This window comes from Saccharothrix carnea, assembly GCF_003014735.1.
Lineage (GTDB): Bacteria > Actinomycetota > Actinomycetes > Mycobacteriales > Pseudonocardiaceae > Actinosynnema > Actinosynnema carneum.
The window spans coordinates 16,936-30,639 of sequence record NZ_PYAX01000024.1 but is presented as its reverse complement, the minus strand read 5'-3'; the positions used below and the strand labels follow the sequence as shown (position 1 = coordinate 30,639).

Annotated in this window: 1 protein-coding gene; it reads left to right on the top strand. The window is 75.0% G+C overall.

Annotated elements, in window-relative coordinates; genetic code table 11:
• Window positions 1–274: 274 nt before the first annotated feature.
• Window positions 275–13,666, top strand: a complete 13,392-nt coding sequence (locus tag B0I31_RS37510; protein ID WP_245950725.1) for a type I polyketide synthase — start codon at window positions 275–277, stop codon at window positions 13,664–13,666.
• The last annotated feature ends 38 nt before the right edge of the window (window positions 13,667–13,704 follow it).

The following is a 13,704-nucleotide window of genomic DNA, read 5'->3' as shown; positions in this document are numbered from 1 at the left end:
CCGGCGTTGAACTATTGACGTCCGCAGGGATTTCGTGATGAAAAGTATCCGGACCCGCCCCACTTACCGCCCACCTGCCGGTAACCGGGTCGCCCCGCGAGGTAACCGGGGCGCCACGCGGGCGGTCGAGACCCGACGCGTACCGGGCCATTACCGGCGTCGTGCGAGATTCGTCTTCGAATGGCCGCACGTCTGCCCGCGCCCGCACCGGTCGGTCGACTCCGGTTGCGCCGAAAACACCCTCGCGATTCCGGCACGAAAGGTTGATTCCAGCGTGATCACGAATGCGCACCGTGGTGGAGCAGAGCCCGAGCCCGGTGACCAGGTCGCCGTCGTCGGGCTGTCGTGCCGGCTGCCGGGCGCACCCGACCCGGCCGCGTTCTGGCACCTGCTGCGCAGCGGTACCGACGCCGTCACCGACGCACCGCCCGACCGCCCGCAGTCCGGTGACGGCACCCGGCGGGGCGGCTTCCTGGACGCGGTGGACCGGTTCGACGCGGGTTTCTTCGGCGTGTCACCGCGCGAGGCCGCGGTCATGGACCCGCAGCAGCGCCTGGTGCTGGAACTGGCCTGGGAGGCGCTGGAGGACGCGGCGGTCGTCCCCGCCGACCTCGCCGGCAGCCGGACCGCGGTGTTCGTCGGCACGTTGCGCGACGACTACGCCGCCCTGGCCTACCAGCACGGTGACGCGGTGCTGACCCAGCACTCGATGACGGGCCTGAACCGGGGCGTGATCGCCAACCGGGTGTCCTACCACCTCGGGCTGCGCGGCCCGAGCCTCACGCTCGACTCGGCGCAGTCGTCGTCCCTGGTCGCCGTGCACCTGGCGGTGGAGAGCCTGCGCAGCGGCGAGTCGGACGCGGCCATCGTCGCGGGCGTCAACCTGAACATCCTCGCCGAGAGCGGGGTCAGCGCGCAGCGGTTCGGCGGGCTCTCGCCGGACGGCCGGTGCTACACGTTCGACGCGCGCGCCAACGGTTTCGTGCGGGGCGAGGGCGGCGCCGCCCTGGTGCTCAAGCCGCTGTCCCGGGCGTTGGCCGACGGTGACCACGTGTACGGCGTGATCCGCGGCAGCGCGGTGAACAACGACGGCGCCACCGAGGGCCTGACCGTGCCCAGCGGCGAGGCGCAGGAGCAGGTCGTGCGGGCGGCGGTCCGGCGGGCGGGGTTGGCCGCGGACGACGTGCAGTACGTGGAGCTGCACGGCACCGGTACGCCGGTGGGCGACCCGATCGAGGCCGCCGCGCTGGGTGCCGCGCTGGGCCGTGACCGCACCGCGCCGCTGCCGGTCGGGTCGGTGAAGACGAACATCGGGCACCTGGAGGGCGCGGCGGGCATCGCCGGCCTGGTGAAGGTGCTGCTGGGCATCGCGCACCGCGAGCTGCCGCCGAGCCTGAACTTCGCCACGCCGAACCCGGCCATCCCGCTGGCCGAGCTGAACCTGTCCGTGCAGCGGGAACTGACCGCGTGGCCGCGACCGGACGCACCGCTGGTGGCGGGTGTCAGCTCGTTCGGCATGGGCGGCACGAACTGCCACGTCGTCGTGTCGGAGGGTCCTGCCGGCGCCACCGGACCGGCTCCCGAGCAGCGCACCGCGTTGCCGTGGGTGCTGTCCGCCCGCAGCGCGGAGGCCTTGCGCGGCCAGGCGGCCCGGCTGCGCGACGCCGTGGCGGACGACGCCAACACCGTCGACGTCGGGTGGTCGCTGGCGTCCACCCGTTCGGTCTTCGGGCACCGGGCCGTCGTCGTCGCGGACGACCGGGACGGCTTCCTCGCCGCGCTCGACCGGCTGGCCGCCGGGGAGACCGGGGGCGACATCGTCGTCGGCGCCGCGCGGCCGGACGGGCGGCACGCGTTCGTCTTCACCGGCCAGGGCGCCCAGCGCGTCGGCATGGGGTTGGAGCTGTACCGGGCGTTCCCGGCGTTCGCCGCGGCGTTCGACGAGGTCTGCGCGCACCTGGACCCCGTGCTGGACCGACCGCTGCGGGACGTCATCGCGACCGGTGACGGGCTCGACCGCACCGGCTACACGCAGCCCGCGCTGTTCACGGTCGAGGTGGCGCTGTTCCGGCTGCTCGAATCGTGGGGCCTGCGGCCGGACTTCGTGGCGGGCCACTCGATCGGTGAGATCGCGGCGGCCCACGTCGCCGGTGTGCTGTCCCTCGCCGACGCCTGCGCGCTGGTCGCCGCCCGCGGTCGGCTGATGCAGGCGCTGCCCGAGGGCGGTGCCATGGCCGCGGTCGAGGCGACCGAGGATGAGGTGCGGCCCCTGCTGGTCGACGGTGTCTCGATCGCGGCGGTGAACGGGCCGCGCGCCGTGGTGGTCGCCGGTGACGAGGACGCGGTGGCCGAGGTGGTCGCGGGCTGTGCCGCGCTGGGCAGGCGCACCAAGCGGTTGGCGGTCAGCCACGCGTTCCACTCCCACCGGATGGAGCCGATGCTGGCCGAGTTCCGGCGCGTCACCGAGGGCCTGACGTTCCACGAGCCGCGCATCGCCGCCGTGTCCACGGTGACCGGCGAGGTCGTGCGGGACGAGTGGAGGACACCGGACTACTGGGTCGAACAGGTCCGCCGGCCGGTGCGGTTCAGCGACGCGGTGCGGGCGCTGGAGGCCGAGGGCGTCAGTTCGTTCGTGGAACTCGGCCCGGACGCGGTGTGCGCGCCGATGGTCGCCGAGTCGGCGGCGGGTGAGGTCGGCGCGGTGGCGGTGGCCCGGTCCGGGCGGCCCGAGGTGCGCACGCTGCTCACCGCCGTGGCGCGCTGGTTCACGTGGGGCGCCGACGTCGACTGGCGCGCGTGCTACGCCGGGCTGGGCGGTCGGCGGGTGCCGTTGCCCACCTACGCGTTCACCCGGGAACGCCACTGGCTCGACGGTGCGGCCCGCGCACCCCGCACGATCACCCCGGCCCGCGAGACCCCGACCCCGGTCGCCGACAACGTGCTCGCCGAACGGCTGGGCACGTTGTCCGAGCCGGAACGCACGCGCGTGGTCACCGACCTGGTGACGGCGAAGATCACCGCCGTGCTGGGCCTGGCGGCCGATGCGCCGGTCGAGCCGACCGCGCCGTTCCGGGAACTGGGCTTCGACTCGATGCTGGCCGTCGAGCTGCGCAACGAGCTGGGCGCGGCCACCGGGCTGACGCTGCGCAGCGGCCTGCTGTTCGACCACCCGACTCCGGCCCGACTGGTCGACCACCTGGTGTCCGAGCTGGTCGGTGGCGCCGAGGTGGAGACCACCACCGCGTCCCGGCCCGCCGACGAGCCGATCGCGATCGTCGGCATGGCGTGCCGCTACCCCGGCGGTGTCCGCTCGCCCGAGGACCTGTGGCGGCTGGTGGCCGAGGGCCGTGACGGCATCTCCGCGTTCCCGACCGACCGCGGCTGGCCGGAGGACCTGTACGACCCGGATCCCGAGCGCGGCGGCCACACCTACGTCCGCGAGGGCGGTTTCCTGCACGACGCGGGCGAGTTCGACGCCGGGTTCTTCGGCATCTCGCCCCGCGAGGCACTGGGCATGGACCCGCAGCAGCGGCTGCTGCTGGAGACGACGTGGGAGGCGCTGGAACGCACCGGCCTCGACCCCGAGTCGCTCAAGGACACCCGCACCGGCGTGTTCGTCGGCGCGACCGCCCAGGACTACGGGCCGCGGATGCACGACGCGCCCGCCGGCACCGAGGGTTACCTGCTGACCGGCGGCACGACCAGCGTCGCGTCCGGCCGGATCGCCTACCAGCTCGGCCTGCTCGGACCTGCGGTCACCGTGGACACGGCGTGCTCGTCGTCGCTGGTGGCGCTGCACCTGGCGGTGCGGTCGCTGCGCCAGGGCGAGTCGACGCTGGCCGTGGCGGGCGGTGCGGCGGTGATGGCCACGCCCGGCATGTTCCTGGAGTTCTCCCGCCAGCGCGGGCTCGCACCGGACGGCCGGTGCAAGTCGTTCGCCGCCGCCGCGGACGGCACCGCCTGGTCCGAGGGCGTCGGCGTGCTGGTGCTCGAACGGCTGTCCGACGCGCGCCGCAACGGTCACCGCGTGCTGGCGGTCGTGCGCGGCACCGCGATCAACCAGGACGGCGCGTCCAACGGCCTCACCGCGCCCAGCGGACCCTCGCAGGAACGCGTGATCCGCGACGCCCTCGCCGACGCCGGACTGTCCACTTCGGACATCGACGCGATGGACGCGCACGGCACCGGCACCCGGCTGGGCGACCCGATCGAGGCCGAGGCGATCCTGGCGACCTACGGGCGCGATCGCGACGAGCCGCTGTACCTGGGTTCGCTCAAGTCGAACATCGGGCACGCGCAGGCCGCCGCGGGCGTCGGCAGCGTGATCAAGCTGGTCGAGGCGATGCGGCACGGCGTGCTGCCCAAGACGCTGCACGTGGACGAGCCGTCACCGCACGTCAACTGGTCGTCCGGCGCGGTCGAGCTGCTCACCGAGGTCCGGCCGTGGCCGGAGACCGACCGGCCGCGCCGTGCCGCCGTGTCGTCGTTCGGCATCAGCGGCACCAACGCGCACGTGGTGCTGGAGCACGTCGAACCGGCCGCCGCCGAGCCCGCCGAGCCGACCGCGCCGACGCCCTGGGTGCTCTCCGCCCGTGACGAGACCGCGCTGCGCGCACACGCCCAGCGGCTGCGCGAGTTCCTCGACGCCTCGCCCGACGTGCCGCCGGCCCGGGTCGGCGCGGCGCTGGCGACCCGGACCCCGTTCGCGGAACGGGCGGTCGTGCTCGGCCGCACCCGCGACGACCTGCTGGCCGGGCTGGACGCGGTGAGCGCGGGCACCGACGCGCCGGCCGTGGTCCGCGGCCGTGCCACCCGGACCGGTCGGACGGCGCTGCTGTTCACCGGCCAGGGCGCGCAGCGGCCGGGCATGGGCCGCGGGCTGCACGAGGCGCACCCGGTGTTCGCCGAGGCGCTGGACGAGGTGTGCGCCGCGTTCGACGGGCTGCTCGACCACCCGCTGCGCGAGGTGGTGTTCGCCGAGGACGGTGACCTGCTGCACCAGACCCGCTACACCCAGCCCGCGCTGTTCGCCGTCGAGGTGGCGCTGTTCCGGCTGCTCGACCACCACGGCCTGCGGCCGGACCTGCTCGCGGGCCACTCCATCGGCGAGATCGCCGCCGCGCACGTGGCCGGGGTGCTCTCGCTCGCCGACGCGGCGGCGCTGGTCGCCGCACGGGGCAGGCTCATGCAGGCGGCCCGCGCCGGTGGCGCGATGATCGCGATCGAGGCGGCGGAGGAGGAAGTCGCGGTTTCCCTGGCCGCGGAACCGGGCGTCGGCCTCGCGGCGGTCAACGAGCCGGGCTCGGTCGTGGTGTCCGGCGACGAGGACGCGTGCGAGCGGGTCGCCGCGCACTGGCGCGAGCGGGGCCGCCGGACGCGGCGGCTCACCGTGAGCCACGCGTTCCACTCGGCGCACATGGACGAGGTGCTCGACGAGTTCCGGCGGGTGGCCGAAGGGCTGGACTTCCGGCCGCCGGCCATCCCGATCGTGTCGACGCTGACCGGTGACCTGGCGACCGCCGAGCAGCTGGCCTCGCCCGACCACTGGGCCCGCCAGATCCGTGAGCCGGTCCGCTTCCTGGACGCCACCCGGCGGCTGGCCGACCAGGGCTGCACGGTGTTCGTGGAGGTCGGGCCGGACGCGGTGCTCACCGCGATGGCGCGCAAGTCGCTCGCCGACGTGACCGCGGTGCCGCTGCTGCGCGCGGGGCGCGACGAGGCGGAGACGTTCGCGACCGGTCTGGCGGAGGCGCACGCGCACGGCGCGGCGTTGGACGTGGCTTCGTTCTTCCCCGGCGCGGTGGCCGCGGACCTGCCCACGTACCCGTTCCGGCGCGACCGGTTCTGGCTCGCCCAGGCGACCGGTACGGACGCCCGGGTGCTCGGCCTGGACGTGGTGCGGCACCCGTTGCTGGCGTCCGGGGTCGAGCTGGCCGACCACGACGACGAGACCGTGCTCAACGGCAGGCTGTCGCCGGCCGCGCAGCCGTGGCTGGCCGACCACGTCGTGGACGGCGCGGTGCTGGTGCCCGCGACGGCGTTCCTCGACCTCGCCTCGACCGCCGCCCGCCACGTCGGCCTGGACGTGGTGGAGGAGCTGACCCTCGAAGCGCCGCTCGTGCTGCCCGAGGGGCGGGCGGTGCGGCTGCAAGTGGTGATCGGTGCGGAGGCGGCGGGCCGCCGGTCGGTGGCGGTCCACGCGCGGTCGGACGAGGACGGGCAGCCGTGGACGCGGCACGCCTCCGGTTCGCTCGCCGCCGAGTCCCTCGGCGCGGACGAGATCGGGGAGTGGCCGCCCGCCGACGCCGAGGCCGAGCCGGTCGCCGACGCCTACGCGCGCCTGGCCGACCTGGGCTACGACTACGGGCCGGCGTTCCAAGGCCTCGCGGGGGTGTGGCGCCGGGGCGACGAGGTGTTCGCGGAGGTGCGGTTGCCGGAGGAGCGGCACGGGGAGGTCGCGGGTTTCGGCGTCCACCCGGCGCTGCTCGACGCGGTGCTGCACCCGCTGGTGCTGGAGTTGGCCGGGCCGGGCAGCCTGCGCCTGCCGTTCTCGTGGAGCGGCGCCGGGTTGCGTGCGACCGGTGCGACGTCGCTGCGCGCCCGCCTCACGCCCAGCGGTCCGGACTCGTACGAAGTGGTGCTCGCCGATGGCGCGGGCGCGCCGGTGGGGCGGATCGGGTCGCTGACGATGCGGCCGGTCGAACGGGACCGGCTCGGCGCCCGGACCGGTGACCTCTACCTGCCGGAGTGGAAGACCGTCCCGGCCGGTGCGGCGGACGACGTGCGCTGGGTCGAGGTCGAGGACCTGCCCGAGGAGCACCCCGTCGACGCCGACGTCCTGGTGGTGCCGCACCGCTTCACCACAGCGGAACTCCCGCAGGACGCGCGCACGGCGACCGCGCGTGCGCTGGGGCTGCTGCGGCGGTGGCTCGCCGACGAGCGGTTCGCGGGCACCCGGCTCGTCTTCCGCACCACACGGGCGGTCGCGGTGCTGCCGGGTGAAGACGTGCTCGACCTCGCCGCCGCCCCGCTGTGGGGCCTGGTCCGCTCGGCGCAGAACGAGCACCCCGGCCGGATCGTCCTGCTCGACACCGACACCGACGACCCCGCCGTGATCGCCCAACTGCCCAGCGGTGAACCGCAGGTCGCCGTGCGGAACGGACGGCTGCACGCGCCGCGCCTGGCTCGCGTGCCCGCCGCCGGCACGCCGGTCGCCCTCGACCCGGACGGGACCGTGCTCGTCACCGGCGGCACCGGCGGGCTCGGCGCGCTGCTGGCCCGGCACCTGGTCGCCAAGCACGGCGTGCGGCGGCTGGTGCTCACCAGCAGGCGCGGACCGGAGGCACCCGGGGTCGGCGAGCTGGTCGAGGAGCTGACCGGCGCGGGCGCGGAGGTCACCGTCGTGGCCGCCGACGTGGCCGATCGCGACGACGTGGCCAGGCTGGTCGCGGACGTCCCCGCCGAGCACCCGCTGACGGCCGTCGTCCACGCGGCGGGCGTGCTGCGGGACGGCCTGGTCGACTCGCTGACGCCCGACCAGCTCGACGAGGTGATGCGGCCCAAGGCCGACGCGGCACGGCACCTGCACGAGCTGACCGGCGACCTGCGGGCGTTCGTGCTGTTCTCCTCCGTCTCCGGCCTGCTCGGCACGGCCGGTCAGGCGAACTACGCCGCCGCCAACGCCGCCTTGGACGCCCTGGCGCACCACCGCGCCGCCACCGGCCTGCCCGCCTCGTCGCTGGCGTGGGGCCTGTGGGACGGCACGTACGGCATGGGCGGCACGCTGGGTGACGCCGACCTGTCCCGCTGGGCGCGGGCCGGGGTCAAGCCGCTCACCCCCGACCAGGGCCTGGCGCTGTTCGACGCCGCGCTGGGCAATGCGGCACCGGTGCTCGTCCCGGCCGCCCTCGACCTGGCGCGGTGGCGCACGGAGGAACCGCCTGCCCTGCTGCGCGGCCTCGTGCGGGCACGTCCGCGCAAGGCGGCACAGGCCGCGGGCTCGTCGTGGGCGGCGGGCCTGGCCGGTCTGGGCGACGCTGAACGCGACGCCGCCGTCCTGGACCTGGTCCGCGGCGCGGCGGCGGCCGTGCTCGGGCACGCCACGGCCACCGCGATCGACCCCGGGCGGGCGTTCAAGGAACTCGGCTTCGACTCGCTGGCGGGGGTGGAGCTGCGCAACCGGCTCGTCACCACCACGGGGCTGAAGCTGTCCGCCACCGCCGTGTTCGACCACCCCTCGCCCGTCGCGCTCGCCGCACACCTCTCGACCCTGCTCTCCGGGGAGGCCAAGGCCGCCCGACCCGCCACCCGGACCACCTCGCGGGTGGACGAACCGATCGCCATCGTCGGCATGGCCTGCCGGTTCCCCGGCGGGGTCGGCTCGCCGGACGACCTGTGGCGGCTGGTCGCGGACGGGGTGGACGCCATCAGCGAGTTCCCCGACAACCGCGGCTGGGACCTGGACCGGCTCTACCACCCGGACCCGGAGCGGATCGGCACGTCCTACACCCGGCACGGCGGGTTCCTGCACGACGCGGACCGGTTCGACCCGGAGTTCTTCGGCATGTCACCGCGCGAGGCGACCGCCACGGACCCGCAGCAGCGGCTGTTGCTGGAGACCGCGTGGGAGGCGTTCGAGAGCGCCGGCATCCCGCCCGCCTCGGTGCGCGGCAGCAACACCGGTGTGTTCGCGGGCGCGATGTACGACGACTACGCGTCCCGCCTGGCCGCCGCGCCCGCCGAGTTCGAGGGCTTCCTGCTGGCGGGGAACCTGTCCAGCGTGGTGTCCGGTCGGCTCGCCTACAACTACGGGCTGGGCGGTCCGGCGGTCACCGTGGACACGGCGTGCTCGTCGTCCCTGGTGGCCCTGCACCTGGCGGCGAACGCGCTGCGCAACGGCGAGTGCGACCTGGCGCTGGCCGGTGGCGTCACGGTGATGAGCGGCCCCAACACGTTCGTCGAGTTCAGCAGGCAGCGCGGCCTGGCCGAGGACGGCCGCTGCCGGTCGTTCGCCACGTCGGCGAGCGGTACCGGGTGGGCCGAAGGCGTCGGCCTGCTGCTGGTGGAACGCCTGTCCGACGCGCGCCGCAACGGGCACCGGGTGCTCGCCGTGCTGCGCGGCTCGGCGGTCAACCAGGACGGCGCCAGCAACGGCCTCACCGCGCCCAACGGCCCCGCGCAGGAACGGGTGATCCGGCAGGCGCTGGCCGCCGCCCGGCTGCGCCCGGACGAGGTCGACGCGGTGGAGGCACACGGCACGGGCACCAAGCTGGGCGACCCGATCGAGGCGCAGGCCCTGCTCGCCACGTACGGCGACGACCGGCCCGAAGACCGTCCACTGTGGATCGGGTCGCTCAAGTCGAACATCGGGCACGCGCAGGCCGCGGCCGGTGTCGGCGGTGTGATCAAGATGGTGCAGGCGATGCGGCACGGTGTGCTGCCCAGGACGCTGCACGTGGACGAGCCGTCGCCGCACGTGGACTGGTCGTCGGGTGCGGTGGAGCTGCTCACCGAGGCACAGCCCTGGCCGGAGACGGACCGGCCGCGTCGAGCGGCGGTGTCGTCGTTCGGGATCAGCGGCACCAACGCCCACGTCATCCTCGAACAGCCACCGGCCGAGGCGGAGCACGAACCGCCGCCCGCCGCGGTCGTGCCGTGGGTGCTGTCCGCGCGGGACGACGGCTCGCTGCGCACCCAGGCCGAACGCCTGCGCCGCCACCTGCTCGACCACCCGGACGCGCACCCCACGGACATCGGCTTCTCCCTGGCCACCACGCGTGAAGCGCTGCCGACGCGTGCAGCGGTCGTCGGCGCCGACCGCGAGGAACTGTTGCACGGCCTGGACGTGCTGGCCCGCGGCGGGTCGGCGCCGAACGTCGTGCGCGTCGACCGCGTCCGGACCGGCCGCACGGCGTTCCTGCTGACCGGGCAGGGCAGCCAGCGCCTGGGCATGGGCCGTGAGCTGTACGCGGCGGAGCCGGTGTTCGCCCGCGCCCTGGACGAGGTGTGCGCGCACCTCGACGCCGACCTCCCGCGGCCGCTCAAGGACGTGCTGTTCGCCCCCGAGCACTCGGCCGACTCGGCGCTGCTGGACCAGACCGCGTTCACCCAGGCCGCGCTGTTCGCCGTGGAGACGGCGTTGTTCCGGCTGGTCGAGCACCGCGGCCCGCGGCCGGACTTCCTGCTCGGCCACTCCATCGGCGAGGTCACCGCCGCGCACCTGGCCGGTGTCCTCGACCTCGCCGACGCCTGCACGCTGGTGTCCGCCCGGGGCAGGCTCATGCAGGGCGCCCGGGAGGGCGGCGCCATGGTCGCCGTCCAGGCGTCCGAGGACGAGGTGCGCGAGTCGATCGCGCTCGACCCGGGCGGGGTGGACGTGGCCGCGGTGAACGGACCGCTCGCCACCGTCGTGTCCGGTGACGAGGACGCCGTCGAACGGCTGGCCGCGCACTGGCGCGCGGAGGGCCGCAAGACCCGGCGGCTGCCGGTGAGCCACGCGTTCCACTCCGCGCACATGGACGGGGTGCTGGCCGAGTTCCGCGCGGTCGCGGAGACCCTGGAGTTCCGCCCCTCGCGGATCCCGGTCGTCTCCAACGTCACCGGTCGGTTGGCCACCGACGAGCAGCTGCGCTCCCCTGAGTACTGGGCCGACCACATCCGCTCGGCGGTCCGCTTCGCCGATGGCGTCCGCGCACTGGAGGCCGAGGGCGTGGTGAACTGGCTGGAACTCGGCCCGGACGGCGTGCTCGTCGCGATGGTCGCCGATGGCCTCGCCGAGCCGCCGGGCGCGCTGGTGCCGGTGCTGCGGGCGACGCGTCCCGAGGTGGAGACCGTGGTCACGGCGGTGGCCGCGCTGCAACTGCACGGGGCACGCCCGGACTGGACGGCGGTGTTCCCCGGCGGACGGCGGGTCGAGCTGCCGACCTACGGCTTCCGCCGCGACCGGTACTGGCTGGAGGGGTCCACGACGACGGGTGACGCCGAGGGGTTCGGCCTGACCGCCGGAGGCCACCCGCTCGTCGCCGCCGTGGTCACGCCCGCCGACCGGGACGAGTTCCTGTTCACCGGCAGGCTGTCCCGGCACGCACACGGCTGGCTGGCCGACCACGCGGTGGGCGGCTCGGTGCTGGTGCCGGGCACCGCGCTGGTGGAACTCGCGGTCCAGGCCGCCGACCACGTCGGCCTGGACTCCGTCGAGGAGCTGACGATCACCGCGCCGCTGGTGCTGCCCGAGCGCGGTGGCGTGCGGACGCAGCTCGTGGTCGGCGCTCTGGATGAGCTGGGACGGCGTGCACTGGAGGTGTTCGCCCGGACGGACGACGACGCGCCGTGGACCCGGCACGCGACCGGTGTCCTGTCGTCCACGCCGGTGGTCGCGGCGCAAGCACCGACCGCTTGGCCGCCGTCCGGTGCGCGGGAAGTGGACCTCGACGGCGTCTACGACCGGTTGGCCGGGCAGGGCTACGACTACGGCCCGGTGTTCCAGGGCCTGCGGCGGGCGTGGCGCACGGACGAGGAGATCCTCGCCGAGGTCGAGCTGCCCGAAGGCGTGTCACCCGCCGGTTTCGCCCTGCACCCGGCCCTGCTCGACGCGGCACTGCACCCGGTGCTGCCCGGCGTGGTCGTGGACGGCGCGGCGAGGCTGCCGTTCGCCTTCGGCGGGGTGGCGGTGCACGCGACCGGCGCGTCGGCGCTGCGGGTGCGGATGTCGGTGCCGGACGCGGACGCCGAGTCGGCGGAGGTGTCGGTCGCCGTGTTCGACGGGACCGGCGCACCCGTGGCCACCGTGGAATCGCTGCTGCTGCGCCCGCTGGCGAAGGACACGACGGCGAACGACGGCCTGTTCCGGGTGGACTGGACGCCGGTCGCGGCTCCGGACGGCACCACGGACGGCTGGGTCTCGCTGGGCGACGCCGGTGTGCCGGTGCCTTCGTTCCCGGACCTCGACGCGGTGGCCGCCACCGTCGAGTCGGGTGATGCCGCGCCTTCGGTCGTGCTGCTGCCCGTGGCCGGTTCCGGCGAGTCGCCCGACGCGGCCCGCGCGGTGGTCGGCGACCTGCTCGACGTGGTGCGGTCCTGGCTGACCGACCCGCGGTTCGCCGGTACCCGGCTGGTCGCGGTGACGCGGGGTGCCACCGGGGTGCGTGACGACGACGTGACCGACCTGGCCGCCGCCGGCGCGTGGGGCCTGCTGCGCGTCGCCATGGCGGAGAACCCGGGCCGGATCAGCGTGGTCGACCTCGGCTCGGAGGACGGCTCCGCGCTGCCCGCCGCCGTGGCGACCGGTGAGCCGGAGACGGTGGTGCGCGGCGGCGAGGTGCTGGTGCCGCGCCTGGCCCGGGTCACCCAGACCGCGGTGGAGCCCGACTCGCCCTGGGGCGGCGGTGCGGTGCTGGTCACCGGCGCGACCGGCGCGCTGGGCACGGTCCTCGCCCGGCACCTGGTGGCGGAACGCGGTGTGCGGCGGCTGGTCCTGGTGAGCCGTCGGGGCCTGGACGCGCCGGGTGCGGACGAGCTGCGGGACGAGCTGGCCGCGTTGGGCGCGGAGGTCGTGGTCGCGGCTTGCGATGTGGCTGATCGGGAGTCGTTGGCGGCGGTCTTGGACGAGCACCCGGTGACGGCGGTCGTGCACACGGCGGGTGTGTTGGACGACGGTGTGCTGACGTCGTTGACGCCCGACCAGGTCGACCGGGTGTTGCGGCCGAAGATCGACGCGGCCTGGCACCTGCACGAGCTGACGCGTGATCGGGAGCTGTCCGCGTTCGTGCTGTACTCCTCGATGGCTGGGTTGCTCGGCACGGCCGGTCAGGCGAACTACGCGGCGGGCAACGCGTTCCTGGACGCGTTGGCGCGGCACCGGCGCTCGCTCGGGCTGCCCGCGACGTCGCTGGCGTGGGGCCTGTGGGAGCAGACGAGCACGATCTCCGCCAACCTGAGCGACGTGGACCGGCGGCGGATCTCGCGCCTCGGCCTGCTGCCGCTGTCCGTCCGCGACGGCATGGCGATGTTCGACACCGCCACCGCGCTGGACGAGCCCGTGCTCGGCGCCACGCACCTCGACACCGCGGCGTTGAGGTCGCAGGCGGACGAGCTGCCCGCACTGCTGCGCGGCTTGGTGCGCACCACCAAGCGGCGGGGCGCGGCCACGGTGACCGCCAACGACGGCGGTCTCGCGGAGCGGTTGAGCGCGATGCCGCCCGCCGAACGGGAACGCGCACTGGTGGAGCTGGTCCGCGACCACGTGGCCGCGGTGCTGGGCCACGCCGACCGCTCCACCGTCGAGCCGACCCGGCCGTTCAAGGACCTCGGCTTCGACTCGCTGACCGCGGTGGAGCTGCGCAACCGGCTGTCCGCGGCGGCCGGGGTGCGGCTGCCCGCGACGGTGACGTTCGACCACCCGACGCCGGTGGCGGTCGCCGCGTTCCTGGCCGCCGAACTCGCCGTGGACGAGACGTCCGCGGTGCTCACCGAACTCGACCGGCTGGTGCCGCTGGTCCGGGTGGCGGCCGACGGCGACGCCGTGCAGGACGTCGTCGCCAAGCTGCGCCGGATGCTGGAGCTGTGCGGCGCGGAACCCGGCCGTGACCGGGGCTCGGACGACGACCTGGACGACCTGGACTCCGCGACCGACGACGAGCTGTTCGCACTCGTCGACGACCTCGACTGACCTCATCCCACACTGACTCTCCGGGGGAGTTTTACACG